This window comes from Micrococcus luteus (genome assembly GCF_022664405.1).
GTDB lineage: Bacteria > Actinomycetota > Actinomycetes > Actinomycetales > Micrococcaceae > Micrococcus > Micrococcus luteus.
On record NZ_JAKRLB010000010.1, the window covers coordinates 1 to 26,462 of the forward strand.

The 26,462-nt window shown below is 74.8% G+C and carries 21 protein-coding genes and 1 tRNA gene; 8 read left to right on the forward strand and 14 right to left on the reverse strand.

The window, feature by feature from the left end:
- The 10 genes from MF605_RS05935 to MF605_RS05980 form a co-directional block, all read right to left on the reverse strand.
- Positions 1-600 (reverse strand): ComF family protein (locus tag MF605_RS05935; protein ID WP_242821249.1); only part of this gene is annotated, 600 nt, incomplete at its 3' end.
- Between the two features lie 108 nt (positions 601-708).
- A complete protein-coding gene (locus MF605_RS05940) occupies positions 709-2,454 on the reverse strand; it encodes an LpqB family beta-propeller domain-containing protein (RefSeq protein ID WP_002854873.1) in 1,746 nt (581 codons plus the stop codon).
- On the reverse strand, positions 2,451-4,376 hold the full coding sequence (mtrB, locus tag MF605_RS05945; protein WP_041105228.1) for an MtrAB system histidine kinase MtrB: 1,926 nt from the start codon (positions 4,374-4,376) through the stop codon (positions 2,451-2,453). Before mtrB ends, MF605_RS05940 begins: the two co-directional genes overlap by 4 nt.
- Before the next feature lie 4 nt (positions 4,377-4,380).
- Positions 4,381-5,061 (reverse strand): MtrAB system response regulator MtrA, encoded by a 681-nt coding sequence (gene mtrA, locus MF605_RS05950; RefSeq protein ID WP_134415749.1) that lies wholly within the window; start codon positions 5,059-5,061, stop codon positions 4,381-4,383.
- Between the two features lie 152 nt (positions 5,062-5,213).
- On the reverse strand, positions 5,214-6,329 hold the full coding sequence (locus MF605_RS05955) for a hypothetical protein (protein ID WP_134415747.1): 1,116 nt from the start codon (positions 6,327-6,329) through the stop codon (positions 5,214-5,216).
- Entirely contained in the window at positions 6,322-6,711 is a 390-nt protein-coding gene (locus MF605_RS05960; protein WP_060974202.1) for a chorismate mutase, read from the reverse strand. Before MF605_RS05960 ends, MF605_RS05955 begins: the two co-directional genes overlap by 8 nt.
- Before the next feature lie 9 nt (positions 6,712-6,720).
- Positions 6,721-7,857, reverse strand: a complete 1,137-nt coding sequence (mnmA, locus tag MF605_RS05965) for a tRNA 2-thiouridine(34) synthase MnmA (protein ID WP_069942006.1) — start codon at positions 7,855-7,857, stop codon at positions 6,721-6,723.
- A 39-nt stretch (positions 7,858-7,896) separates the two neighbouring features.
- Positions 7,897-9,099 carry a cysteine desulfurase family protein gene (locus tag MF605_RS05970; RefSeq protein ID WP_078025574.1) on the reverse strand — a complete coding sequence of 401 codons (1,203 nt, stop codon included), beginning with the start codon at positions 9,097-9,099 and terminating at the stop codon, positions 7,897-7,899.
- A gap of 37 nt (positions 9,100-9,136) precedes the next feature.
- Positions 9,137-9,826 (reverse strand): potassium channel family protein, encoded by a 690-nt coding sequence (locus MF605_RS05975; protein WP_036315984.1) that lies wholly within the window; start codon positions 9,824-9,826, stop codon positions 9,137-9,139.
- On the reverse strand, positions 9,819-11,177 hold the full coding sequence (locus MF605_RS05980; protein WP_162833775.1) for a TrkH family potassium uptake protein: 1,359 nt from the start codon (positions 11,175-11,177) through the stop codon (positions 9,819-9,821). The genes MF605_RS05975 and MF605_RS05980 overlap by 8 nt, the downstream gene beginning before the upstream one ends.
- A gap of 65 nt (positions 11,178-11,242) precedes the next feature.
- On the opposite strand from MF605_RS05980, the gene folP reads away from it, so the two are divergent.
- From folP to MF605_RS06005, 5 genes are read left to right on the forward strand one after another with little or no spacing between them, the layout of a single operon-like run.
- Complete coding sequence (folP, locus tag MF605_RS05985) at positions 11,243-12,235, forward strand: dihydropteroate synthase (RefSeq protein ID WP_036315981.1); 993 nt, start codon at positions 11,243-11,245, stop codon at positions 12,233-12,235.
- A complete protein-coding gene (locus MF605_RS05990) occupies positions 12,232-13,023 on the forward strand; it encodes a pyrimidine reductase family protein (RefSeq protein ID WP_036315978.1) in 792 nt (263 codons plus the stop codon). The genes folP and MF605_RS05990 overlap by 4 nt, the downstream gene beginning before the upstream one ends.
- Positions 13,020-13,973, forward strand: a complete 954-nt coding sequence (locus MF605_RS05995) for a J domain-containing protein (protein ID WP_115166084.1) — start codon at positions 13,020-13,022, stop codon at positions 13,971-13,973. Before MF605_RS05990 ends, MF605_RS05995 begins: the two co-directional genes overlap by 4 nt.
- A 40-nt stretch (positions 13,974-14,013) precedes the next feature.
- Positions 14,014-14,574 carry a tRNA (cytidine(34)-2'-O)-methyltransferase gene (locus MF605_RS06000; RefSeq protein ID WP_044659766.1) on the forward strand — a complete coding sequence of 187 codons (561 nt, stop codon included), beginning with the start codon at positions 14,014-14,016 and terminating at the stop codon, positions 14,572-14,574.
- A gap of 7 nt (positions 14,575-14,581) precedes the next feature.
- Positions 14,582-16,012, forward strand: a complete 1,431-nt coding sequence (locus MF605_RS06005) for an anti-sigma factor (protein WP_041105211.1) — start codon at positions 14,582-14,584, stop codon at positions 16,010-16,012.
- 22 nt (positions 16,013-16,034) lie between these two features.
- Here MF605_RS06005 and MF605_RS06010 read toward each other — a convergent pair whose 3' ends face one another.
- Both MF605_RS06010 and MF605_RS06015 read right to left on the reverse strand, forming a co-directional pair.
- Positions 16,035-16,814 (reverse strand): PIG-L deacetylase family protein, encoded by a 780-nt coding sequence (locus MF605_RS06010; RefSeq protein ID WP_126860775.1) that lies wholly within the window; start codon positions 16,812-16,814, stop codon positions 16,035-16,037.
- On the reverse strand, positions 16,811-18,079 hold the full coding sequence (locus tag MF605_RS06015; RefSeq protein ID WP_242821250.1) for a S1C family serine protease: 1,269 nt from the start codon (positions 18,077-18,079) through the stop codon (positions 16,811-16,813). Before MF605_RS06015 ends, MF605_RS06010 begins: the two co-directional genes overlap by 4 nt.
- 258 nt (positions 18,080-18,337) lie before the next feature.
- Here MF605_RS06015 and MF605_RS12000 point away from each other — a divergent pair, with 258 nt between their 5' ends.
- The 3 genes from MF605_RS12000 (at position 18,338) to MF605_RS06035 (ending at position 22,815) form a co-directional block, all read left to right on the forward strand.
- A complete protein-coding gene (locus tag MF605_RS12000) occupies positions 18,338-20,461 on the forward strand; it encodes a TPM domain-containing protein (RefSeq protein WP_134415745.1) in 2,124 nt (707 codons plus the stop codon).
- A 116-nt stretch (positions 20,462-20,577) separates the two neighbouring features.
- Positions 20,578-21,396, forward strand: a complete 819-nt coding sequence (locus MF605_RS06030; RefSeq protein WP_036341166.1) for a PspA/IM30 family protein — start codon at positions 20,578-20,580, stop codon at positions 21,394-21,396.
- A gap of 57 nt (positions 21,397-21,453) precedes the next feature.
- Positions 21,454-22,815, forward strand: coding sequence for a sodium/glutamate symporter (locus MF605_RS06035; protein WP_242821251.1), 1,362 nt, complete (start codon positions 21,454-21,456; stop codon positions 22,813-22,815).
- Between the two features lie 135 nt (positions 22,816-22,950).
- Here the strand turns inward: MF605_RS06035 and MF605_RS06040 are convergent.
- Together MF605_RS06040 and MF605_RS06045 are read right to left on the reverse strand one after the other, a co-directional pair.
- A tRNA-Met gene (locus tag MF605_RS06040) sits at positions 22,951-23,024 on the reverse strand.
- 176 nt (positions 23,025-23,200) lie between these two features.
- The gene (locus MF605_RS06045; RefSeq protein ID WP_134415741.1) at positions 23,201-26,350 is read right to left on the reverse strand and encodes a UPF0182 family membrane protein; all 3,150 of its coding nucleotides are present in this window, start codon (positions 26,348-26,350) and stop codon (positions 23,201-23,203) included.
- Positions 26,351-26,462 lie beyond the last annotated feature (112 nt).

The window sequence follows — 26,462 nt, forward strand, 5'->3', positions numbered from 1 at the left end:
GACGCGCCAGTCCCGGGCCCGCCGGCGGCGCTGGCCCGCCCCGGCGCCCGCGTGGGACGGGCCGCCGCCCCGGAGCGTGCTCGCGCGGGGCAGCAGGCGCGCACGGACGGCGTCGGAGACCAGCCACGGCGCCGGCAGCGCCCGGGTGAGCTCGGCGAGCGGGTCGTAGCCGCGCCGTCGGAATCCGACCGCGCCGCCCGGGACCGGGACGAGCAGGGCGTGCCGCGCCCCGGGCAGGTCCGGCTCGAGGCGCGCCGCGGCGACGGTCCGGCAGAGGGCCTCGCCCAGCACGCCGCGCAGGTGCAGCGCGTGATGGTCCTTGAACGCGAGCACGGCGGCCGCCAGCGGTTCTGCGTAGCGACCGGCCGCCATCACCGGCAGGGGAGCGCCGCCGGGGCCCAAGGGCAGGGCCGGGGCGTCCTGCTCCGCCCGGAAGGGCAGGGACAGGGCGGCGGTCAGTCCCTCCGCGCAGGCCGGGCAGAGCCGGTGGCCCGGCGCCGCGCACACCGCGCACTCGGCGGGCAGGACCAGGTCGGCCAGGGCCCGACCGAGGGCGCCGAACGCCGACGCCGGGGACGGGGAGGACGGCGGGGAAGGCATGCGATGAGTCCACCGCACGCCACCGCCGTCCGGGCGCCGGGGCGGGCCGCTGTGCGGGACGGGGCGGCTGTGCAGGAATGGACGACGGGCGCCCGGCGCGGGCCCGGCTCAGTCCGGGAACGAGAGGTCGCGCACCCCGCGGTCGAGCTCCTGCGCCCGCCACGAGGAGCCCACCAGCAGGAACACGAACTCCTCCGTCTCCGCGTAATAGGCGCCGTCGTCGCCGGCGGAGATCCCCCGCAGACCGCCCAGCGGGTTGAGCTCCCGGACGGTGCCGTCGATCGAGACGATCCGCGGCACCACGCGCTCCTCCGGCTTCTCGGCGTACGCCGAGACGAGCAGGTTCGTGTCGCCGGCCCACTCCACCGAGTCCTCCGACCCGGAGGAGGGCAGCAGGATCGGCTCGGTCAGGGCGTTCGGCACCCCGTCCGAACCGCGCACGACGCCGGACACGCGCAGAGTGGTCCGCTGGCCGTCGTCGACGAGCATCGCGGCCCGGGCCCCGCTCCGGGACAACCGCAGGTCGACGATCCGCTCGCCGGGCCGCAGCCACGTGGCCGTCACGATGCGCTCCTGCCCGCCGGGCTGGGCCGAGACGGCGCGGATCCGCGAGGTCGTCCCCCGGTCGGCCGCCCACACCCAGCCCAGGAGGTCCAGCGACGGGACGGTGAGCCCGGTGCCGCGCAGCACCTCCCGCAGGGAGCCGTCCGTGCCGGCGACGTGGACCGCCGTCCGGTCACGGGTGACGAACGCGAAGCGGCTGCGGTCGCCGGACATCGTCGGGCGGACCGGATCGAGCGCGGTGACGTCCGGGGCGCCGCCCACCGGCGTGACGCTGGTCCCCTGCACGTAGACGAGTCCGCCCGTCGCCGTGTCGATGCCCACCTGGACCGAGCCGACGGCGGCGTCGGTCTGGACCGGGGCGGGGCCGTCGTCTCCCGACGTGGACAGCTGGGCGCCGGCGACGGTCACCTCGACCTCCTTGACCGACTGGAGGCCCGTCAGGGTCAGCTCCAGCTGCTCCCGCATGCGGTGCCGCCGGTCGGCGTCGGCCCCCTCGGCAGCCGCCTGGGTGAGGTCGACGTGGGCCACCCCGTCGTCGTCGACGGGCACCGTGGGCGCGGCCAGGTCGGTGCCGGTGCGCAGCGGGAAGGCCGTGTCCACCGCCCCGGCCAGATACGGTGCCGGCCCGCGCAGCAGCGCTCGCGTCACCGCGGTCACGGTGGTGCCCCGATTGACGAACCACCGCACGTCCGGCACGACGTAGCGCTTCGCGGTGTCGTAGAAGGCGAGCTCGTGCGGGGCGAACAGCTGTCCGAACTGCGCCTGGGAGAGCAGCGTGCCGTTCTCCGTGGACGTGATCCGCATGCCCTGCGGCCGTTCCTGCACCGTGACCGCCCAAGCCCGCGTGGTCCCCGGCGGCGCGATGGTCCGCAGGCCGTACTCGTCGATCTCCGAGTCGACCTCGACCTGGATCTGGTAGTGCCCGGCGCCGTCGCCCCGGGTGATGCGCGGCTCCGCCGAGTACACGAGAGTGCGCTGTCCGGGCGTCCACTGGGTGGCCGCTGGCCCGTCGAGGAACTCGCGCGCCACCGCGTAGTCGTCCTGCGGGCTCGTGCCCGCGAGCAGGAAGCCCCGGATGGCCTCCTCCGCTGTGTCCGACTCGGCCGGTCCCGGCGGATGGAACTGCGGCGCGTCGGCGGCCGCGGTGGCCCCGTCGACCGGGTCGGCGCTGCGCACCTCGGAGCTCTGGGGGATCTGGGTGCAGCCGCTGAGGGCGAGCACCAGGGCGACGATCACGCCGACGACGGCGACCCGCGGCGGGCGGGGCGGCTGCGGATCCACGGTGGTCATCGGGCCTCCTCTGCCCCGTTATCGCCGGTCCGGTCCCCGGCAGCCGACCCGTCGGCGGGAGGGACCACGCGCACCGGCCGGGTCGGCGCGGTCAGGGCCTGCTCGGCCTGGCGCGCGGACGGCGGGGCGGCCGCGGCCGCCGCGGCGACGTCCGTGATCGCGCCGGCGGCGTCGGCGTCCGCCTCCTGCGGGACGGGCCGGGACAGGTCATCGGCGTACCGGCGGTCCGCCGTGCTGTAGCGGGGCGGAATGGGCAGCACGGAGCGGCCGATCGGTTCGGGGGCCTCCGCGCCCTGCACGGCCGGGCGCGGCGCCCGCGGCAGGGTCACCATGAAGGTGGATCCCTCCCCCAGCTCGCCCCACGCCTCGAGCCGGCCGCCGTGCAGCCGGGTGTCCTCGGTGGCGATCGCCAGACCCAGTCCGGACCCGCCGGTGGTGCGCTTGCGTGCGGGGTCGGCGCGCCAGAACCGGTCGAACACGCGCTGCACCTGCTCGGGGCTCATGCCGATGCCGTGATCCACGACGGCGAACGTGACGGCCTCCTCGTCGGCCGCCACGAGCACGTCCACCGGCCGGCCCTCGGCGTGCTCGATCGCGTTGTTCACCAGGTTGCGCAGGATCCGTTCGATCCGCCGCGGGTCGACCCAGGCGACGTGGCCGTCGGCGCGGTCCCGGTCCATGGGCACCACGTACACGGGCACGCCGATCTGGTCGGCCAGCGGCTGAGAGGTGAGCACGACGTCGCGGGCCAGCTCGAGCATGTCCGTGGCCTCGAGGGCCGGGGTGGCGGCGCCGGCGTCGAACCGGGTGATCTCCAGCAGGTCCGCGAGCATGGCCTGGAAGCGGTCCACCTGGTGGTAGAGCAGCTCGGTCGAGCGTCGGTTGACCGGGTCGAAGTCCTCGCGTGAGCCGTACAGCACGTCGGCCGCCATCCGCACGGTCGTCAGCGGCGTGCGCAGCTCATGGGAGACGTCCGAGACGAACCGCTGCTGCATCTGGGACAGCTGGGCGAGCTGGCCGATCTGGTCCTGGATGCTGTCCGCCATCCGGTTGAAGGACATGCTCAGGCGGGCCATCTCGTCCTCACCGTCGACCGGCATCCGCACGGCCAGGTTACCGCTCGAGAGGGACTCGGCCGCCCGGGCCGCCTGCTGCACGGGCCGGGTCACCCGCCGCGAGACCCACCACGAGACCAGCACGTTGATCACCAGGAAGCCGACGCCGAACACCAGCAGCACCCCCAGCACCGAGTCGAGCGAGCTCTGGACGTCCGAGAGGTCGTAGACGAGGTAGAGCCCGTAGGTGGCACCCGGGGGCAGCACCACCTGGGCGCCGAACACGAGGCCGGGTCGGGTGCCACCGCCGGGGTCCGGCAGCGCCACGCTCGCGTCATACACGCCCGGCCCGGAGGCGACCGCGTCCTGCAGCTCCTGGGGGATCACCGCGGGATCGAGCCCGGCGGAGGAGATCGTCCCCACGTACGCGGACTCGGAGTCCGGCAGCGGGGCGAGGTGGTAGCGGCGACGGATCGTGGTGCCCGAGTCCCCCTCGAGGGCACGCAGGGTCTGGGTCACCAGCACGTCCGTGCTCTGCGCGTCCGTGGCGGTGGTCTGCGCGAACGTCTCGCGCACCTGGCTCAGGCCACGGCGGGCCTCGGCCTGGACCTGCTCGTAGCGGGCCTCGAAGAGGGCCTGGGTGATCTGCTGCGTCAGGAACGCGGCGACCACGAGGCCCGCGAGGATCGAGAGCAGGGCCGCGAGCACCGCCGTGCGCAGCCGCAGGGACCGGCGCCACCGGCGGCGCAGCGCACGCCACGCGGGGCCGGGGACCCACGACCGTGGGCGGCCGGCGGCGGGCTCGACCGGCTCGGCACCGGACTCGGCCGCCGGGGCCGCGCTCACATCCGGGCCGGACACGGTCATGCGCTCAGCCCTGGCCGGCCTTGTACCCGACGCCGCGGACGGTCAGCACGACGCACGGGTTCTCGGGATCCGGCTCGACCTTGGAGCGCAGGCGCTGGACGTGGACGTTCACGAGCCGGGTGTCGGCCTGGTGCCGGTAGCCCCAGACCTCCTCCAGGAGCATCTCGCGAGTGAAGACGTGGCGCGGCCGCCGGGCGAGGGCCACGAGGAGATCGAACTCCAGCGGGGTGAGGGCGATGCCGACGCCGCCGCGGGTGACCTGGTGGCCCGCCACATCGATCTCGAGGTCCCCGATGTGCAGGACCTCCGCCGGCTTGGCCTCCCCCTCACGCAGGCGCGCCCGGACGCGAACCACGAGCTCGGCTGGCTTGAACGGCTTGGGCACGTAGTCGTCCGCACCCGACTCGAGGCCGCGCACCACGTCCGCCGTGTCCGATTTGGCCGTGAGCATCACGATCGGCACGTCCGACTCGGCTCGGATGAGCCTGCAGACCTCGATGCCGTCGATGCCGGGGAGCATGAGGTCCAGCAGCACGAGATCGGGGCGCTCGCGGTGGAACGCGGGCAGTGCGGAGGTGCCGTCTGCGGCGAACGTCGGCTCGAAGCCGTCGTTGCGCAGGACGATGCCGATCATCTCGGCCAGCGCCTCGTCGTCGTCCACCACCAGGATCTTGGCCTTGCCCATCCTGACCTCCTCGTCAGCGCTCCCCCCGGCGCCGCGGGCGGGACCGGCCCCGGGCACAGGAAATTTTCAGGATCAGCCCGATGATACCCGCCGGGCGGGCCCGTCCCCGGCGGACGACGCCGGAGGTCGCCCCGGTCCGTCGGGGCGCCGGCTCAGCCGCGCAGCTCGGCGAGCCGTGCGGTCAGCTCCTCCGCGTCCCGCCGCAGAGTGCGGAGCACGGCGGGGTCGTGCGACCCCGCCGCCGTGAGGCCGACGTCGCCCACGCGTCCGGGGTCCACCCCCAGCCGTTCCCACGTGCGGACGACGTCGACCGGGCGCACGCCCGGCTCGGGGGCCAGCGTCAGCCCGCGCCCCACGTCGGCCCAGCCGGCCGCCGCCTCCCACGCCTCGCGGGTGCCGGGCGTGCCGTCCGCGCCGTCGTCGAGGGCGCCCACGCCCACCACGAGCGAGACCGGGGCCGGGGCGGGCGCGTCCGCAGCTGCGTCGGGCCTGGGCAGGGACTCGCCCGTCAACGCCGCCAGCGCGGCGGGCCCGGGCAGCTCGGCCCCCGGGGAGCCGGCGCGGCGGCCCGGCGCGAGCCACACCCGGGCGACGTCGGGCAGGGCGGTGAGCCCGTCGAGGGCGGCGCGCCACAGCCCGCTGGCCTCCTCGCGCGGCAGCGACCGGACGGTGCGGTACCCGCTCGCGGTGGGCAGGGTCCCGGCGAGGACGGCCGCCGCCCACGGCTCGTCGACGACGACGCCGAGGCGTCCCGCGCCGGTGGCCCTCCGGAGGCGGGGCAGGGCGTCCTGCAGTCCCTCGAGATAGGACTCGGCGACGTCGCGGCGCGCGCCGTGGTCGCCGAGCACGCGCTCTCCCCCGGGCAGCCAGAGGCAGGCGAGCAGGCTGAGCGGGCCGCGCACCCGCACGGCCAGACGTTCGACGACGGCGCCCTCGGCCCCCGCGGTGTCCGCCCAGCGGTGCGCGTCCTCGCGCCAGAGGGAGACGGCCCGGCGTCGGTCTCGGCCGGAGCCGGCGGCCCCGGGCGGGCTGACCCGCCAGCCGTGCGGCTGCAGGTCGACGGCCAGCTGCTGCAGGAGGGCGGCCGAGCGGCCGGTGGCGTCGGCGCCGGGTCCGCGATCGGGCAGCTCGGGGAGTACCGGCCAGTGGTCCGCGCCGAGTTCGCCGAGCGTGACGCGCTGCGCCTCGGCGACGTCGGTGCCGCGCCACGGCGTGCCGCCGAGGGCGACGGGGCCGGTGGCGCCGTCGTCGTGGGCGGCCTCAGTCATCCGCGTCCCCGGGGCTCTCCCCCGGCTCCGCCTCGGCGTCCGGCCGGCCCTCGGCCGCCAGCGCGCGGTGGTGGCGGATGACCTCGGCGATGATGAAGTTCAGGAACTTCTCGGCGAACGCGGGCTCGAGGTCCGCCTCGAGCGCGAGTCGGTGCAGCCGCGCGATCTGGGCGGCCTCACGCCCGGGGTCCGAGGGCGGCAGGTCGTGCCGGGCCTTGAGCGCGCCGACCCGCTGCGTGAACTTGAACCGCTCGGCCAGCAGGTAGACGAGCGAGGCGTCGATGTTGTCGATGCTGCCGCGGATCGCGAAGAGCTCGTCGAGGACCGCCGGGTCCGCGGTGCCGGGCAGCGAGCTGGCGTGGGGGTCGTAGTCCGGGCTCATGGCCGAAGCCTACGCATCCGCGGGGGCGGACAGCCGGGCATTGCGGGCGGTGTCGATGGTGGCCTGGCCGAGCACGCGGGTGCCCCGGTACAGGACGGCCGTCTGACCGGGAGCCACGCCGCGCAGGGGGCGCCCCGGCTCGATCTCCCACCCCGGATGCCCCGCCGCGTCCGCGCGCTGGCGGGCGCGGGCCTCGACGATCTCGCCGTGGGCCCGGAACTGCAGCGCACAGTCGAACCAGGCGCCCGTGCGGGCTTCGGGCACCGGGGCGCCGGCCCAGGACGGGCGGATGCCGGTGATGCGGTCGACGTCGAGCAGCTCGCGCCCGCCGACGACCACGGTGTTCTCCTTCGGCCGCACCTCGAGCACGAACCGGGGCTTGCCGTCGGGCGCGGGACGGCCGATGGCCAGGCCCTTGCGCTGGCCGACCGTGAACGCCTGGGCGCCCGCGTGGGTGCCGAGCTCCTGCCCCTCCGGGTCGACGATGGGGCCGGGGGCCAGGTCGATGCGCTCGGCGAGCCAGCCGCGGGTGTCGCCGTCGGGGATGAAGCAGATGTCGTGGGAGTCCGGCTTCGCCGCCACGGACAGGCCGCGCTCGGCCGCCTCGGCGCGCACGAGCTCCTTGGACGGCGTGTCCGCGAGCGGGAAGAGGCAGTGCGCGAGCTGATCCGCGGTCAGCACACCGAGCACGTAGGACTGGTCCTTCGCGTCGTCCGCGGCGCGGTGCAGCTCCAGCGAGCCGTCCGGACCGGGCCGCACGGCGGCGTAGTGGCCGGTGCAGACGGCGTCGAAGCCCAGCTCGAGGGCGCGCTCGAGCAGCGCCGCGAACTTGATGCGCTCGTTGCAGCGCATGCACGGGTTGGGCGTGCGGCCGGCCTCGTACTCGGCCACGAAGTCGTCCACGACGTCCTCCGCGAACCGCTCGGAGAAGTCCCACGTGTAGAAGGGGATGCCGAGCCGCTCGCACGCGCGCCACGCGTCCGAGGCGTCCTCGATGGTGCAGCAGCCGCGCGAGCCGGTGCGCAGGGTGCCGGGCATGCGGGACAGGGCCAGGTGGACGCCGACGACGTCGTGCCCGGCGTCCACGGCACGCGCCGCGGCGACGGCGGAGTCGACTCCCCCGGACATGGCGGCCAGGACCTTCACGGGCGGGCTCCTCTCTCGACGACGGACGGGCGGTCCAGTCTAGACGCCCGGCCCCAGCAGTGTCCGCAGCGCGTCGATGAGCGCGGCCGCCTCGGCCGGTGTCGTCGTCCGGCCGAGGGTGAACCGCTGGGTGGCCCGCGCGTCGGCCTCCGTCCGCCCCGGCAGGGCCGCGACCACGTGCGACGGCTCGGCCACCCCGGCGGTGCACGCCGACCCGGACGAGGTGTCCAGCCCGGCCATGTCGAAGGAGAACAGCAGCGCGTCCGCCGTCCGGCCCGGCACGGTGATGTGGACGTTGCCGGGCAGTCGGCGCGTCCCCGGCGACAGCGCCTGCCCCGTCGCCGGGTCGAGGTCTCGCGGCCCGGTCAGGCGCACCCCGTCCAGGGCGTCGACGGCGGCGATCACCTCGTCCCGCAGCCCGCCCAGGCGGGCGGCCTCGGCGGGCTGCTCCGCGACGGCCTCCGCCACGGCGGCCGCCAGCGCGGCGGCCAGGGCCACCGAGACCGTGCCCGAGCGCAGGCGGCGTTCCTGGCCGCCGCCGTGCACCACGGCCTCCAGCGTGACGTCCCGGCGCACGAGCAGGGCGCCGACACCCACGGGGGCGCCGACCTTGTGCCCCGAGACGGCCAGGGTCGCGGCCCCGGACGCGGCGAAGTCCACGGGCACCGCCCCGAGGGCCTGGACGGCGTCGGTGTGCAACGGGACCCCGTGGTCGGCCGCAAGCCGGGCGGCCTCGGCCACGGGCTGGACCGTGCCGATCTCGTTGTTGGCCCACATCAGCGTGGCCAGGGCGGTCCGCTCGGGCGCGGTCGCCAGCGCGGCCCCCCATGCGGCGAGGTCGACCCGCCCGTCGTCGTCGACCGGGACGAGCACCGGCTCGGCGCCCTCGTGCGCGGCGAGCCAGTCCACCACGTCGAGGACCGCGTGGTGCTCGATGCCGGTCAGCACGATCCGGGTGCGCTCCGGAGCGGCCGCGCGGCGGGCCCGGTACAGCCCCTGGATGGCGAGGTTGTCCGCCTCGGTGCCCCCGGACGTGAGGATCACCTCGGTGGGGTGCGCCCCGAGCGCCGCGGCGATGCGCTCCCGCGCCTCCTCGAGGCGCAGCTTGGCCCGGCGGCCGGAGGCGTGGAGGGAGGCCGGGTTGCCGGGCAGCGCGGCCGCCTCGGCCAGGGCCGCGAGCGCGGTGGGGCGCACCGTCGTGGTGGCGGCGTGGTCCAGGTGCACGCGGTCCGGGGTGGTCACCCGGCCAGTCTAGGAGCCGCGCCGGATGTGCCCCGGCTCAGTCCCGGGCGAGGAACCGCTCGACGTCGCGGGTCGGGCCCACCAGGAGGATCGTGTCCTCGGGCTCGAGCACGTAGTGACTCGGCGGGTAGAGCCACGTGCCGCGGCTGCGGACGGCGACCACGCGCATGCCCCGCTCCCCCGCGAGCCCGGTGGCTCGCAGGTCCCTGCCCAGCAGGCGCGACGGCGGCGTGGCCCGGACCATGGCCAGGCCCGGCTCGACCTCGACGAAGTCCTGGAAGGACGTGCTGACCAGGTGCGCCACGCGGCGGCCCATGTCCCGCTCCGGGTGGACCACGTGCTCCACGCCGAGCTGACGCAGGATCTCGCCGTGGCGGTCGTCATTGGCCTTGGCCCAGAGCTGGTGCGTCCCGAACCGCCGCATCAGCGAGACGGTGAGGATCGAGTCCGCGAGGTCGCCGCCGATGGCGACGACGACGTGGTCCATCTCGTGGACCGAGAGCTGGCGCATCGCCTCCTCGTCCGTGCTGTCCGCGCGGACGACGTGGGTCAGCCGGCCGTTGAGCGCCTGGACGGCCTCGGCATCGGCGTCGACCCCCAGCACGTGGCAGTCGGACTCCATGAGCTCGCGGGCGACCCCGGAGCCGAACCGGCCGAGCCCGAGGACGGCCACGGTGGGGCGGTCGCCCCGGCGGGGGGCGAACAGGGAACGGGTGAGATCAGCCAATGAGGGGTCTCTCCTTCGGGTACTCGAAGTGGCGGGTGCGGTCGGTCAGGGCCAGGCTGCCGGCGACGGTGGCGGGGCCGATGCGGCCGACGAACATGAGGAGCATCAGGATGCCCTGCGCGGCCGGCGGCAGCTGGGCGGTGATGCCGGTGGACAGGCCCACCGTGCTGAACGCGGACACGCACTCGAACAGGATCTGGTCGGTCGTGAACGAGGACAGGCCCATGAGCGCCATCGTGGCGACGGCGATCGCGGTCGCGGAGAGCATGATCACGGTGATCGCCTCGCGGTGCGTGGTCCGGGAGAGCCGGCGGCCGAACGCATGGACGGCGCCCTCCCCCCGGATCTCCGCGAGCACGATGAACAGCAGGACGCTCGCCGTCGTGATCTTCACGCCCGAGGCGGTGCCGGCGGGGCCGCCGCCGATGAACATGAGCACGTCGGTGGCGAAGAGCGTCACGGGGTGCATCTGCCCGTAGTCCAGGGTGTTGAAGCCGGCGGTGCGGGTCGTGACGGACTGGAAGAACGCCGCGAGCACGCGCGAGGCCGGGTCCAGACCGCCCAGGGTCCGCGGGTTGGACCACTCGAGGACGAGGTACATGAGCGTGCCGCCCACCAGCAGCACCGCGGTGCCCACGAGCACGAGCCGGACCGTGAGGTTCCACCGCTCGGGTCGGCGCAGGTCTCGCCGCAGGGTCAGCACGACCGGCAGGCCCAGGCCGCCCAAGATGATCGCCGCCGCGATCGGCAGGCAGATGAACGGGTCCGAGACGAAGCCCATGAGGTTGTCGCTGAACAGCGCGAACCCGGCGTTGTTGAATGCGGAGACCGCGTGGAAGACCCCCTGCCACAGTGCCTGGCCCGGGGACATTCCCGCGCCCAGCCAGAAGCGCAGGCTCAGCAGCAGCGCCACCGAGGCCTCGACGGCCGTGGAGTACAGGATCAGGGCCCGCAGCACCCGGGGCAGGTCCCCGATCCCCTCGGCCCGGGTGGAGGCCGCGGCGTCGAGGCGCTGGGTGAGGCCGAGCCGCCGGAGGATCACCAGCCCCAGCAGCGACGTGAACGTCATGACGCCCAGGCCACCGAGCTTGATGAGCGTGAGGATCACGAGCTGACCCAGGGGTGTCCAGAACGTCTGGGTGTCCACGACGCCGAGGCCCGTCACCGTGGTGGCGCTGGTCGCCGTGAACGCGGCCTCCAGCGGGGTGGGCGCGCGGCCCTGATACGAGGCGGGCAGCAGCAGTGCGCCGGTGCCCGTCACGATGGCGACGAGGAAGGACCCGACCACGAGCTGGGTCGGACGGATGCGGGGCCGACGCGGGCCGACCCGCGGCGACGAGGTAAATGTCACGGGAGGGAAACATAGTCCTTCCGGGGCGCACTGTCACCGTGCGGCGCCGGTGGTTGAATGGCCGGGTGCCGACCCCCTCCGTCCCGCTCGTCCACCCGGTGCACCGGTTCGCCCACCACGAGATCGACTTCCGCCGCCGGATCGTCACGATGGCCGTGGTCAACCGCACCCCGGACTCCTTCTACGACGACGGCGCCGGCGCCGTCCTGGAGGACGCCCTCGCCCAGGCCCACGCCGCGGCGGACGCCGGAGCCGAGTGGGTCGACGTCGGCGGCGTGCCGTTCGCGCCCGGGGCGGAGCTCGACCCGACCGAGGAGGCGGCGCGGGTGGTCCCCCTGATCGCGGCCCTGCGGAGCGGGGACGGGGCCGGGTCGTCCGAGGCATCGCGCCGGCTGATCCTCTCGGCGGACACGTTCCAGCCGGCCGTGGCCGAGGCGGCCCTGGCGGCGGGGGCGGACGTCGTCAACGACACCACGGGACTGTTCCACGCGGACCTGGGCCGGGTGGTGGCCGCCGCGGGCGCGCACCTCGTGGTCACCCACTCCCTCGCCCACGTGCGCGGACCCCGGGCCGTGGTCCCCCGGCCGACCTACGGCGACGTCGTCAGGGAGGTCCGCGACCACCTGCGGCGCACCGTCGACCGGGCCGTGGCGCTCGGCGTCCCCGAGGAGAGGATCATCGTGGACCCCGGCCACGATCTGAACAAGAACACCCGGCACACCCTCGAGATCACGCGGCGGCTGGACGAGATCGCCACCCTGGGGCTGCCCGTGCTGGCCGCGGTCTCGAACAAGGACTTCATCGGCGAGAGCCTGGACCGGCACCGGCACGAGCGCCTGCCCGGCTCGCTGGCCGCGGCCGCGGCCTGCGTGTACGGCGGCGCCCGGATCCTGCGCATGCACGACGCCGACGCCTCCGTCTCGGCGGCCCGCATGCTCGAGTGCGTGTTCGGGTGGCGTCAGCCGGCGCGCCTGGTCCACAACATGGGCGCGGAGAACCCGCCGCCGGACCGCAGCACCCTGGCCGGACACCGCGCCCACCGCGGGGGGCGGGCATGAGACGGCTGACCGAGACCGGCCCCGGCCTGGACGACGACGCCCTCCGCACCGCCCTCGCGGCCCCGGCGGCTGAGGACACCGGCCCCGGACCCTGGGTCCGCGTCGTGTTCATCGCCTCCGCCGACGGCGCGGCCACCCTGGACGGCCGTGCGGGCGGGCTCGGTTCCCCCGCGGACCAGCGGCTGCTCTCGCTGTCCCGGCACGACGCCGACGTCGTGCTCGTGGGGGCCGGGACCATCCGGGCCGAGGGCTACGAGGGTGCGCTGCTGTCCGAGGAGGACCGGCGTCGACGCGCGGAGGCCGGCGGGCCCGCGGACCCGCCCGTGGCCGTGGTCAGCGGCAGCCTGGACCTGGACCCGGCGTCCGCGTTCTTCACGGCCGCCCCGGTGCGCCCCTGGATCCTGACGTCCCGGGCCGCCCTCGCGGCCGAGCCGGAGCGGGCGGCGGCGCTGGCCGCGCGCGCGGACGTGCTGGCGGTCGGCGAGGAGCACGTGGACCCCCAGACCGTGGTGGCGACCCTGCACGCGCGCGGCGCCCGCGTCGTCCACTGCGAGGGCGGACCGCGCCTGTTCGGCAGCCTCGCGGCGGCCGGCCTCGTGGACGAGGTGCACCTCACCGTGGCGCCGCTGCTGGCCGGACCCGCCGCCGGCCGCGTCCTGACCGGCGAGGACGGCCCCGGCCTCCCCGCCCGGCTGCAGCTGGTCCAGGTGCTCCACGACGACGGCATGCTGTTCCTGCGCCTGCACCACGAGCGGCATGCCTCCCCCGGCCCGGACCCCACGCCGTGAGCGCGGCCGAGGAGCACCGCACCGCCTACGAGGTCCTCGGCGTGCCCCGCGACGCGACCGCCGAGGAGGTCCGGCGGGCCTACCGCCGCGCGGCCCGGGCCGCCCACCCCGACGTCGGTGGCGACCCCGCCGCCTTCCGGGCCGTGACGCGGGCGTGGGAGCTGCTCGGCGACGCCGAGGCCCGGCGCCGGTACGACCTCTCGCTGCCCGGCCCGGACGTCGGGGCCCGCGGCCCCCGCGCGCCGGGCGGGTCAGCGCGGGCGCGATCGTCGGGACGGCCCGGACCCGGCGGACGTGCCGACCGCCCCGTGCGCTACGAACCCCCGCCCGGCGAGGCGGAGGCGGACCCGACCGTGCTGGACCTGCCGCGATCGAGCCAACGCGTCCACGGGGCGCCGCGGCCGCGCGGGATCCTGCCGGACGAGCACCGGGTGCTGCGGCAGGCCCGCACCCTCGACGTGCTGCTGCGCCACGTGGCGGACGCGCTCCCGGCCGCCCGGGTCCTGACGGGACTGCGGCTGGGCGGGCGCTGGGGACGGCACCTCGACGTGGACCACGCGGTGCTGTGCGGCCACCGCCTGGCGCTGATCGGCTCCGTCATGGTCCCGGAGGGGACCTACACCTGGGACGGGGCGGACCTGCGCTCCCGGGGCCGCCCCGTGGCCCCGCCGCTGCTCGGCCCCGCGATGATGGCGTGGCAGCAGGCCCTGCCCCAGGTCACCGTCGGCGGATTCGTGCACGTGATGACGGACCGCGACGCGCGGCACGCACCCGTGATCCGCCACACGCGCGGCGCCGACGCGCCGGAGGCGCAGGCCGACCTGCTCACCGCCCCGCCCGCACCCGGGATCGCGTTCGCGCGCGAGATCGCGCTCTTCCTGGGCACCGGCACGGACCCGGACCTCGTGGACCGGCGCGCGCTCGGCGCGCTGGTCGACCGGCTCCACTGAGGCACGCCCCCGCCCGGCGGCGCCCCACTAGGCTGGGCGCGTGCCCGACTCCCCCACCCCACCCCGACCGAACCCGCACGAGGGCGCCGACCGCGCCCCGGCGCCCGGCACCCCCGGCTTCCGGATCCTGCTGCTCACCCCGGAGATCCCCGGCAACACCGGCAACGCGATCCGGCTCGCCGCCCTCACGGGGGCCGAGCTGCACCTCGTGGAGCCGCTGGGCTTCGGGTTCGAGGACGCCCACCTGCGCCGCGCCGGCCTGGACTACCACGACCTCGCGGTGGTGACGGTGCACCCGGACCTCGACGCTGCGCTCGCGGCCCTCGCCCCCGCCCGTGTGCTGGCCTTCACCGCGCGCGGGTCCGTGCGGCACGACCGGGTCGCCTACCGGCCCGGCGACGTGCTGCTCTTCGGCCGCGAGTCCACCGGCCTGCCCGAGGAGGTGCTGACCGATCCGCGGGTCACCGAGACCGTCTGCCTGCCCATGCAGCCGGCCCGTCGGTCCCTGAACCTGGCGAACGCCGTCTCCATCGCCGTGTACGAGGCCTGGCGCCAGCACGACTTCGCCGGGTCCGCTGCCCGCCCCGATTCCCTAGACTGAGGCCACCATGCAGACTCCTGACGCGTCCGAGCCCCACGCCGACCGCCCCGATGACGCCGGCCAGCCCGCCCTGGACACCCTCCTGCGCCGCAGCGCCGAGGGTGACCGGGCCGCGTTCTCCGCGTTCTACGACGCCACGGTCCCGTGGGTGCACGGCCTGGCCGAAGCGATGTTCGGCCCCGGCGACGACGCCGCCGCGGCCACGGTCCGCACCTACCTGACGGCATGGGAGGAGGCCTCCGAGGCCGGGCTCGACCTGAGCGAGCGTGACGACGCGACCCACCGCGAGCGCCAGGTGTTCACGTGGCTCGAGGTCCTCGCCCACCGCGTGATGACCTCGCTGCGCCGCGCCGGCGGCTCCGCGGCGGAACGTGGGCGTCGTCCCGGCCCGGCCGGGCCCGCGCCGTTGCCCGAGGACCTCGTCGACCGCGTGGCCCCGGACGCCTACGAGGCCGTGCGACTGGCGTGGCTGGGCGGCTGCACCGACCGGGAGGTCGCCGATCGGCTGGGTCTGCCGGCCGACCAGGCCCGCACCCTCCTGCGTGACGGCGTGCGGCAGGTCGTGGCGGCCCGCCGCGACCTCACGCAGGACGCCGCCCGGCCGTCCGCGCCGGCCCCGGCGACCGGCCCGGCACTCGGCGCGGACGTGCGCGAGGACGTGGACGCCGGCCGCGCACTCGAGCTGGCCGACCTCTCGGCCGTGCACGCCCTCGACACGGCCGGGCACACCGCGGCCTTCTCCGCCGTGCAGCGGCGGGGCGGCGAGCTGGCCCTGTGGCGCTCCCGGGTGGACGGTGCGCGCCAGGCGGTGGCCTGGGCGTTCCGGTCCGTGACGGCCGAGCCGCCGTCGGCCCTGCTCGACGAGGTCCTGCGTCGCCTGCCCGCCCAGGACGTGGGCATGGACCTGATCGGCGACGAGTCCGCCCCCGCCGGCCCGCCGCGGGACCGCCTGCGCTGGCTCAAGGTGACCGCCCTCCTGCTGCTCGCGGCCCTCGTGCTCGGCGTCGGCGGGTGGACGGTGTGGAGTCAGTTCACGCGGCCGGGCATCGTGCACCGCATCGACCAGTCGAAGGACCTGTTCACGACCTCGGAGTACCCGGCACAGGACGGCGGCACGGTCCAGGCGTTCCTGTCCCGGGAGCAGAACAGCGGCTACCTGACGATCAGCGGGATGCCCCAGCTGCCGGAGGGTCAGTCCTACCAGCTGTGGCTCTACCCCTCGGACGGCACGGCCCCGGCCTCGCTCGGCACGTTCGACGCCAACGGCTTCGGCGAGCCCGTCACCTTCCGGGGGCTGGACCGCTTCGCGGCGATGGGCATCTCCGTGGAGCCCAGCTCGGGCTCGGAGGTGCCGACGTCGGAGCCCGTCGTCGGCGTGGACCTCGACCCCACCGCGCAGACCGGCCCGCGCTACGGCGGTCGGCCGAGCACCAACTGAGATCCCCCGCAGGGGGGGCGGTTCAGAACCCGGCGATGGTGCCCGGGCCGTTGACCGTGACCAGGTGGAACGCCTCGGCGTGACCCGGCGCGGCGGCCGGGCCGGCGGCGCGCCGGTGATGTTCGGCCATCTGGGCGAGCACGTGCCGCCGCATCGCGTCGACGTCCGGGTGCTGGGAGAGGTGGGCGTCGAGGGCGCGCAGCTTCTGCTCCGCCAGGCCCGTGACGTCCACGACCGTGTTCCGGCGCGCGGCGGGGGCGGCGTACAGCAGCAGGTTCCGGACCTTGAACGCCTCGAGCCCCTCCGCCGCGAGCTCCGGGTACGCGTACGGGTTCTCGGCCGCCGGGTACGCGGCGCGCACCACGGCCTCGCCGCAGGCGAGGTGGTCCGGGTGGGCGGCCTGCATCCGCTCCCAGTCCCGCTCCGGGTGGGTGCTGAGCACCACGTCCGGGCGGACGCGGCGCATCAGCGCCACGAGCTTGCGGCGCACGCCGTGGTCCGGCTCGAGGTGTCCGTCGCGCTCGCCGAGGAAGTGGACCTCGGCGGCACCGACGACGGCGGCGGCCGCGCGCTGTTCGGCGTGCCGGCGGGCGGTCATCGCCTCCGGGCCCTCCGAGTCGAAGCCGCCGGCGTCCCCGTCCGTCACGATGCACAGCTCGATGTGCAGCCCGGCCGCGCGGAAGCCGGCCAGGGTGGCGGCGGCCCCGAAGTCGAGGTCGTCCGGGTGGGCGCCGACGGCCAGGACCCGGCGCCAGCCGTGGTGGGCCGCGAGCGCGGCGGGGGTGGTGAGCGTGGTGGTCACGAGCGGGTGTCCTCCGTGAACGTCACCTCGGTCGTCTGCTCCGCGCCGTCGCGGAGGTAGGTGACGTCCACCGAGTCTCCCACGCGGTGCTCGCGGACGACGGCGGTGAGGGACTCGGAGTCGATCACCGCGTGGTCGCCGACGGCGGTGATCACGTCGCCCTCCTTCAGCCCGGCCGCGTCGGCCGCCGACTCTCCCACGACCTGCTGGACGCGGGCGCCGTCGCTGAACACGGTCTGAGCGTTCTCGCCGCCGCCCTGCACCTCGGCGGGCTCCGGGGTGACGCTCACGCCGAGCATGGCATGCGTGGCCTTGCCGTGGTCGATCAGGTCCTGTGCGACCCGCTGGGCGTAGTCCACGGGGATGGCGAAGCCGACCCCGATGTTGCCCGCCTCGCTCGGGTCCTGGCCGGTCGAGGCGATCGCGACGTTCACGCCCACCAGGCGACCCTCGGCGTCGACGAGCGCGCCTCCGGAGTTGCCGGGGTTGATGGCCGCGTCGGTCTGCAGCACGTTGATGTACACCTCGCCCCGGGTGCCCTGCGGGGTGCCCGGCAGCTGGAAACGGTACTGCTCGGCGCCGGAGGACGAGCCGGAGCTCTCGCCCTGCGGCTCGGGCGCCTCGGAGGACGCCACCGCGATGGTCCGGTCCAGGGTGGAGATGATCCCGTCGGTCACGGTGTTCGGCAGGCCCAGGGGGGCGCCGATGGCGACGGCCTCGTCCCCGACCTTCAAATCCCCGGACCGGCCGATCTGGATGGGGGTGAGGTCCGGGGCGTCGATCTTGATGACGGCCAGGTCGGACAGCGGGTCGGTGCCCACGACGGTGGCAGCGTAGACCTCCCCGTCCGAGGTGCGCACCGTCAGCTCGGCGTCGTTGGCCTGGCCGCCGAGGGTGACCACGTGGGTGTTCGTGAGGATGTGCCCCTCCGTGTCCAGGATCGACCCGGACCCGGAGCCGGAGGCGGAGCTCGACGTCGCGGAGATGGTCACCACGGAGGGCAGCGCCGTCTTCGCGGCGTTCCCGACGGCGGTGTCCGCCACGGGCTGTCCCCCGGCCTCGGCCGAGGTGTCCGTCGCCTGCGAGGAGGAGGAGCTCGCGGCCTCGCCGCCGTCCTCCGCGACCGCGCAGCCGGAGAGCCCCACCATGAGCACGGCCGCGGCGAGCAGGCCCGCCCCGGCACGGGCGCGGGCCTGGGGCCGGGGACGCGCGACGGGGCGGGCCGTCGGCACGGGGGGCTGGGTGGGGGCGGCGGTCTGGTCCACGGGGTCCTCGCTTCGGGTCGGGCCCCGGGCGGTCGACACGGACGCCCGTCGTCTTGCGGACGTGCGCCCCGGGGCGCGTCCATGCTGACGTGGATGGCTGAACGCCGCCTGGACGTCGGCCTGACATCCGCTCCGCCGACGGTCCCGGCCGCGCCGGATCCCTGGTGCCTGCTTCCCACGCCGCCCTACACTCAACCCCAGGATCCGGCGGGTCCGCCCGGTGCGGCGGCTCGCCTCAGCCGTCGAAGGAGACCCCGCATGACCGTGTCCGCCCGTCCCGCCGACGTCGGCCGTCTGGCGCGAGCCGTGACCGCCGCGGGTCTGGGAGGCCTGGGCCTCCTGGTGGCGGCGCCCGCCGCGCACGCCGTGACGGTGCCGCCGGGCGTGTACGTGGTGGACGAGGCAGGTGTGCTCTCGACCTCCGATGAGCAGCGGCTGACCCAGGAGATCCAGGACCTGCGCCGGGACACCGGGCAGGGGCTGTACGTCGTCTACGTGGATGAGTTCAGCACGGACGCCCAGACGCTGGCCCAGGACGTGGCGCGCCAGCGCGGGCTCGGGACGAACGACTCGGTCCTGGCGATCGCGGTCGAGGACCGCGCCTATGGGCTGGACAGCGGCGGGGACGCGAACCTGCAGAACCAGGTGACGCGCACCTACGTGGGCCCGGAGCTGTCCAAGATCGGCACGGACCCCGGCTCGGCGGAATGGCTCGCGGTGGGCACCGCCGCGGTGCAGGGGCTCGACGACGCCGCCGACGGCACGCTCGACGGCACGGGGGCCAGCGGGGCGGAGTACGATCCGGCCGGCGCCCTGCCGGCCGGCACCACGGGCGGCGGGAGCACGGCCCAGGGCGCCTCCGACGGCGGCGGGGCCCTGACGGCGGTCCTCGGCGCAGGTGCGGTGGCCGCGGCCGTGGGCGGCGGCGTGCTCGTGGCCCGCAGCCGGAAGCGCACGCAGGGTGGCGCCGTCGAACGGGGCCGCACCGAGGAGGCCCGCCGCGACCCCCTCGACGAGCTCAGCGTGGAGCAGCTGCGCACCCAGGCCGGCTCGAAGCTCGTGGCCGCGGACGACGCCATCCGCTCCTCGGAACAGGAGCTGGGCTTCGCCGAGGCGTCCTACGGGGAGAAGTCCGTGGCGACGTTCCGCGAGGACATCGACCGGGCCAAGGAGCACATGCGGGCCTCGTTCCAGCTCCAGCACCAGCTCGACGACGAGATCCCGGACACCGAGGCCGAGCAGCGCGCCTGGCTCAAGGAGATCATCCAGCGCAGCGAGGCCGTGGGTGCGGCCCTGGCGGCGCACAAGAAGGAGTTCGACTCCCTGCGCGACCTCGAGAACCAGGTGCCCGAGGCCCTGGAGCGCGTCGACGCCCGCCTGCCGGAGGCGCGGTCCCGGGTGCAGGAGTCCGAGTCGGCGATCGCCGCGCTGCACGGCCAGTACGCGGAGTCCGCCCTCGCCGAGGTCGCGGACAACGCGACGCAGGCCCGGGAGCGGCTCGAGTTCGTGGAGACCGCCGTCGCGAAGGCGCGGAGCGCGTGGGACGTCCAGGACCGCTCCACGGCGGCGCTGGCCGTGCGTGCCGCCGAGGAGGCGCTCAGCCAGGTGGACACGCTCACGGAGGCGGTGGGCAAGGCCGAGGGGTCCCTGCGGGCCATGCTGGGCAACCTGCAGACGGGCCTCGCCCAGTCCGAGCAGGACGTCGCCGAGGCCGAGGCGCTCGTGGCCAACGGGTCGAACCCCGAGCTGGCCGGCCCGGTGGCGGGGATGAAGAACGCCGTGAACGCGGTGCGCCGAGCCCTCGCGGCCGGCCGTCCGGACCCCCTGGAGCTGCTGCACCAGCTCGAGGCCGCGCACCGCCAGCTCAACACCCCGCTGGCCGGCGTCCGCGACGCTCGGGAGCAGGCCCGCCAGGCCTCCCAGGTGCTCACCTCCACGATCGCCCAGGCCCAGGCCCAGATCGACGGCACGGCCGACTTCATCGGCGCCCGTCGCGGTGCGGTGGGCTCGGAGGCCCGGACCCGGCTCGCGGAGGCCGACCACACGCTGCGTTCGGCGATCAGCCTCGGCCGCACCGACCCCGTGACCGCCCTCCAGCAGGCGCAGCGCGCCTCCCAGCTGGCCGAGCGCGCGAGCGAGCTGGCCCGCGCGGACGTCGAGGGCTTCGGCTACGGCCCCGGCATGGGCGGCATGTACGGTGCACGCCCGCGCGCCGGAGTGGGCGGCAGCTTCGGCGGCGGCCTCGGCGGCGCGCTGCTCGGCGGCATCCTGATGAACTCGATCCTGAACAGCGGCAGCTGGGGCGGCGGTGGCTTCGGCGGGTTCGACGGCGGCGGCCTCGGCGGCGGCGACTTCGGCGACATCTCCGGCGGCGGCTTCTGACCGCCGCCCCATGAACTCCGGCGCCTCGGGCGCCGGCCCGGCCCGCAGGAGCGGGACGGGGTGGACGCAGGCCGACGGTCTGCGCTGACGTGAAAGACCGACGAAAGGCAGACACCATGGTCAAGCAGTCCATCTTCGGCCGCATCAGCACGCTGGCGAAGGCCAACATCAACGCGATGCTGGACAAGGCCGAGGACCCCCAGAAGATGCTGGACCAGATGGTCCGCGACTACACGAACAACATCGCCGAGGCCGAGGCCGCCGTCGCCCAGACGATCGGCAACCTGCGGATGATCGAGGACGACTACCGCGAGGACCAGGACGCGTCCCGCAGCTGGGGCCAGAAGGCGCTGGCCGCCTCCCAGAAGGCCGACGACTTCCGCGCCAAGGGCGACACCGCCTCGGCGGACAAGTTCGACAACCTCGCCAAGGTGGCCATCGAGCGCCAGATGGACTTCGAGCGCCAGGCGAAGTCCGCGGAGCCGACCATCGCCTCGCAGCGCGAGATCGTCGAGCGCCTGAAGACCGGTCTGGACCAGATGAAGGTCAAGCGTCAGCAGCTGGTCGCCAAGCGCGACGAGCTGACCGCCCGCGCCAAGTCCGCCCACGCCCAGTCCGCGGTGGCCGACGCCGTGAAGTCGATCGACCTGCTGGACCCGACCTCCGAGGTCTCCCGCTTCGAGGAGAAGGTCCGTCGCGAGGAGGCCCGCGTGCGCGGCCAGCAGGAGATCGCCGCCTCCTCCCTCGACGCCCAGTTCGAGTCCCTCGAGGACCTCGGCGAGAAGACCGAGGTGGAGGCCCGCCTCGCCGCCCTCAAGGCCGGCGGCGCCGGCCAGGCCGCCCTCACCTCGGGCGACGTCGACGCCGACGAGACCCTCACCCTCGACTACGCCGCCGAGGGGACCGCCGAGGAGACCGGCACCGCGCGCGGCTGACCTCGCCCCGCCCCACGGCCCGTCGCCCGGCCCACGCCGGTGCGGCGGGCCGTCGTCGTGTGCCCCGGCCCGGTGCTCCTGGCCGTGGGCACGCTGGCCCGTGCCGTCATCACGCCCCTCCAGACCCTGATGATCCCGGCCTCCGTCATCGCCGGCATCCTGGGCCTGGCCCTCGGCCCGAACGGCCTGGGCTGGCTGCCGTTCAGCTCCCAGCTGGGCACATACGGCTCGATCCTGATCGTCATCGTGTTCGTGTGCATCGCGCTCACCGACGACTTCGACGTCCGCAAGATCGGCCGCCCCGTGGGCGCGTTCGCCTCGTACGGCGTGCTGATCTACGCCTCCCAGGTGGCCATCAGCGCGCTCGTCACGCTGGTCGTCCTGCAGCCGCTGTTCGACGCGCCCGACTCGTTCGCCGCCCTGCTGTTCGCCGGCTGGGCGGGCGGCTTCGGCTCCGCGGCCGCCGTGGGCCAGGCATACGCGGCCAACGGTGATGCGACCGTCACCTCGCTGGCCTACACCTCGGCCACGGTCGGCATGATCGTCGGCGTGGTGGGCGGCATCATCCAGGCCAAGATCGGCGCGCAGCGCGGCCACGCGCAGGAGTTCGCGGGCCTGACCTCCATCCCGGAAGAGCTGCGCACCGGAGTGCTGGACCAGGTGGAGGAACGCCCGGTCATCGGCCGGCACACCTTCTCGGCGGCCTCGTTGGAGTCGCTGGCCTTCCAGGTCGGCGTCGTCGCGATGATCGCGGCGGCCGCGCACGGCGTGGTCTCCTGGATCACGGCCGTGTGGCCGAGCATCGTGGGTGAGGACGGACCCCAGCTGATCATCCCCGCGTTCGCGATCGCGTTCATCCTCGGCCTGATCGCCCGCGTCCTGTTCCAGGCCACGAAGACGGCGAAGTTCCTCGACCCGGGCTCGCTGAACGCGGTGTCCGGCACCGCCACGGACATCCTCATCGTCTGCGGCATCGCCGCGATCGCCCCGACCGTGGTCGTGGACTACTGGCAGCCGCTGCTGCTCCTGTTCGTGATCGGCCTCGCGCTGGCCCTGTTCCTGGGGATCGTCGTGGCGCCGCGCGTCATGACCGACGCGTGGTTCGAGAAGCAGCTGTTCACGTGGGGCTGGGCCACCGGCGCCGTCGCCACGGGCGTGGCCATGCTGCGCATCGTGGACCCGAAGCTGAAGTCCGGGACCATGGAGCAGTTCGGGGTGGCGTACATCCCGGTGGTGCCCGTGGAGATCGCGGCGGTGTCCTTCGTGCCGCTGCTGCTCATCGCGGGCCTGTCCTGGGCCGTGGTCGGCATCTGGGGCGCGATTGCGGTCACTGCGATCATCGCTGCTGTCTGGCTGCGCCGCACCGATCCGGGCCGCCGCACGCCGGCCCAGCAGGCGGTCCGGGCCTCGAGCCGCTGACGCTCCCGCTCCCCCGCGTTGATCGTCCGAGGGCGGTCGCCCCGGCCCGCCGGCACCGTGCCGGCGGGCCGGGGCGACCGGGCCCGGACATGCGAGAAGGCCCCCAGCCGAAGCTAGGGGGCCTTCTCCTTCTCGTTGCGGGGGCAGGATTTGAACCTGCGACCTCCGGGTTATGAGCCCGGCGAGCTACCGAACTGCTCCACCCCGCGGCGACTCCTAGAACTATACACACCTGTTCCGTCGAGTTCAAATCGGCGTCAGCACCCCGCCATCCGGCGGCCATGCGGCGGCCACCTGTCCCGAGACGACAGCGGCCCCGACCACGCGCGGTGCGTGGCCGGGGCCGTCGTCGACGGTCCGGCGGGCCCGGCCCGCCGGCGCCGGCTCAGCCGCTCGGCGTCGGGCTGGCGCTCGACGACGGCGCGGGGCTCGCCTCTCCCTCGGCCGGGGCCTGGTCCCGGGCGGGCGCGTCGCCGCCCAGGGCGTCGTCGGCGGCGGTGGCACGCTTCAGGGCCTCGTTGAGACGCTTCTGCTGCTCGCCGTAGCCGGCCCAGTCGCCCTCGGCCAGACGCTCCTGGCCCCGGGTCAGGGCGTCCTGAGCCTCCTCGAGGGCCGCCGAGAGCTCCTCCTCGACGGTGCCCGGAGCCGTCGGCTCCTCGCCCGGTGCGGGCGCCTCCGCCTGGTTCTCCTCCGGGGTGACCGCGCCCGAGTCGCCGTCGAACACCTGGTCCAGGGCCTCCTGGAGGGTGTCCGCGAAGCCGACCTTGTCGCCGAAGGACACGAGCACCTTGCGCAGCGTCGGGTAGGTGGTGCCGCCCGAGGAGCGGACGTACACCGGCTGGACGTAGAGGATGCCGCCGGCCACGGGCAGGGTGATCATGTTGCCGTTGAGCACCTCGGACGCGCCCTGGCGCAGCAGGTTCAGCTCCCGCGAGACGTCCGCGTTCGAGTCGAAGTTCGCCTGCGCCTGGCCCGGGCCGGGCACCGTGGTGGACCGCGGCAGCTCGAGCAGTCGGAGCTTCCCGTAGCCCTCGGCCTTCACGCCGTCCTCCCCCGTGCCGGCGTCGCCGGTGGCGGACAGGAAGCCGTAGAGCACGTTGCGCTGCTGGGCACCGTCCGTGATCTGCGGGATGTAGCTGCTGGTGAGGGAGAACGCCGGCTCGTCCTGGCCGGGCATCTGCAGCGTCATGTAGTACGGCGGCTGCTTGACGTCCTCCTCGCGCGTGGGGTCCGAGGGCACGGACCACGCGTCGTTGTTCTCGTAGAAGTCGTCCGCATCGGTCACGTGGTAGCGGCCGAGCAGCTCGCGCTGAACCTTGAACATGTCCTCCGGATAGCGGACGTGGTCCATGAGTCCGGCGCTCATCTCCGAGTACGGGCGCAGCGAGGACGGGTAGACGTTCTGCCAGGCCCGCAGCAGCGGATCCTGGTCGTCCCACGCGTAGAGGGACACCGAGCCGTCGTACGCGTCCACCGTCGCCTTCACCGAGTTGCGGATGTAGTTCACCCGGCCCTGCAGCGCCGGGTTCTGGCCCTGGCTCAGGGAGTCCACCGTGACCTCGCCCAGCTGCTGGGCGGTGGAGTACGGGAACTGGTCCGAGGTCGTGTAGGCGTCCACGATCCACTGCACGCGGCCGTCGACGATCGCCGGGTAGGGGGCGGTGTCCACCGTCAGGTAGGGCGCGACCTTGCGGACGCGCTCGGCCGGGTCGCGGTCGTAGAGGATCTGCGAGGCCTCGTTCACGTCCGAGGACAGCACGAGCTCGGGCGAGCCGAACTTCACCGCGTACGCGAGCCGGTTGAACAGGTTGCCCACCGAGGGGCCGCCGTCGCCGGAGAAGGTGTACGCCGTGTCCTCCTGGGAGTCGGCCGTCTGCGGCCGGTCGCGTTCGACGGCCGGCGCGCCCTCGGGCGCACCCACCACCGAGTACGAGGGCGAGTTGTGCCCGAAGTAGATGCGCGGCTCGTAGTCCTGGTCGGAGGCCAGCGGCCCGCGCGTCGGGATCTCGGAGAGCAGCCACTGGGGCCGGCCGCCGGCCGCGACCTCGGAGGCGTCGGCCACGACCATGCCGTAGCCGTGCGTGTAGATGGTGTGGCGGTTCACCCACGACTGCGAGTCGTCCACGTTGACGTCACGGGCCGCCAGGATGGTGTCCCGCGTCTGGCCGTCCACCTCGTAGCGGTCCACGTGCAGGGTGGTGGGGAACGAGTAGTACGGACGGAATTGCTGGAGCTGCCCGAAGGTCTGGGAGATCAGGTTCGGGTCCATGAGACGGACGTTGGCCGTGTTGGCCTCCTCGCCCGCCAGGGCCCCGGCCTCCGTGTCCGTGGCGCCCTCATAGTTCGTCACCTCGACGTCGTCCAGGCCGTACGCCTCGCGCGTCATGGCGATGTTCCGCTCGATGTACTCGGACTCGAGCGTGCGCTCGGACGGCTTCACCTGGTACTCCTGCACGATGAAGGGGTACGCCGTGCCCACCACGAGCGCCGTGATGACCAGGACCGCGGTGCCGATCAGCGACAGCCGCCACCGGCCCGAGACCACCGTCCACACGAACAGGCCGGCCACGATCGCGGCCGTGACCGCCAGGATCGCCGACGTCGGGATGACCGCGTTCACGTCCGTGTAGAGCGCGCCGGCCCAGTTGCCGGTCTGCGACTGCGTGGTGCGGTAGCGGTTGAGCCAGAAGTTGACGCCCTGCAGCAGCAGGAACACGGCGAGGGTGATGCCGATGTGGGCGCGCGCCGCCGGGGTGATCCGCACGCCGCCGCCCTCCTCCACGCGTACCGCGCCGTACAGGTAGTGCACGAGCAGACCGGTGATGCCGGAGACCAGGACCACCGAGATCAGGTACCCGACCACGAGCGTCAGGAACGGCAGGGTGGCCATGAAGAACATGAGGTCCAGGCCGAACTCCGGGTCCGCCTGGCCGTAGGGCACCTGGTTCAGGAACAGCAGGACCGTGTTCCAGCCGTTCATCGCGGTGGAGCCGGCGAACACGCCGAGCACGAGCGGGACACCCAGGAACACCAGGCGCCGGATGGGCTCCAGCTGGCGCTGGGCCTGGCTGAGCGAGTCCCGCGCGGCCGCGGACGCGTCCGCGGGGCGGTGGCGCCAGGCCGTGCGGATCGCCAGCCACACGGCGAGGGCCATCCCGAGCCCGGCGATCAGGAACAGCGCGGCCTTGGCGACGACCTCGGTCCAGAAGACCTCGGTGAAGCCCAGCTGCGAGAACCACAGCACGTCCGTGTAGACGTTCGTGAACACCACGAACAGCCCCACGAGCACGGCCACCGCGATGATGGTCAGCACGAGCGCGCTCGGCCGGCCCGGCCGGCCCCTGCCGCGCGCGGCGGAGGACCCGCCCCCGCCGAACGGGCCGCCGGGGCCGCGGTCGCCGTCGTCGCCCGGGCCGCGCGGGGCGCCGCCGAAGGGGCCGAACGCCCCGAACGGGCCGGACTGGCCCCCGGCGGTCCCGCCGCCGTCACGGGGCGGGCCGCCGAACGGTCCGCCGCCTCCCTGTCCGAAGCTCACTGCTCTGTCCTCTTCCCTCCCGCGTCCGCGGGGCTCTGCTCCGGTCCGGGGCGCTGCGCCCCGGACATGTCGTCCGGTCTGGTGGTCTGGTGGTCTGGTGGTCCTGGTGTGC

Bases quoted from the DNA above. Each gene is read 5' to 3' on its own strand.
- mtrB (WP_041105228.1), bottom strand. From the start codon at position 4,376: ATGACCGTGTCCGGCCCGGATGTGAGCGCGGCCCCGGCGGCCGAGTCC.
- mtrA (WP_134415749.1), bottom strand. From the start codon at position 5,061: ATGGGCAAGGCCAAGATCCTGGTGGTGGACGACGACGAGGCGCTGGCC.
- MF605_RS05940 (WP_002854873.1), bottom strand. From the start codon at position 2,454: ATGACCACCGTGGATCCGCAGCCGCCCCGCCCGCCGCGGGTCGCCGTC.
- MF605_RS06030 (WP_036341166.1), top strand. From the start codon at position 20,578: ATGGTCAAGCAGTCCATCTTCGGCCGCATCAGCACGCTGGCGAAGGCC.
- MF605_RS12000 (WP_134415745.1), top strand. From the start codon at position 18,338: ATGACCGTGTCCGCCCGTCCCGCCGACGTCGGCCGTCTGGCGCGAGCC.
- MF605_RS05990 (WP_036315978.1), top strand. From the start codon at position 12,232: ATGAGACGGCTGACCGAGACCGGCCCCGGCCTGGACGACGACGCCCTC.
- MF605_RS05955 (WP_134415747.1), bottom strand. From the start codon at position 6,329: ATGACTGAGGCCGCCCACGACGACGGCGCCACCGGCCCCGTCGCCCTC.
- MF605_RS06005 (WP_041105211.1), top strand. From the start codon at position 14,582: ATGCAGACTCCTGACGCGTCCGAGCCCCACGCCGACCGCCCCGATGAC.
- MF605_RS05960 (WP_060974202.1), bottom strand. From the start codon at position 6,711: ATGAGCCCGGACTACGACCCCCACGCCAGCTCGCTGCCCGGCACCGCG.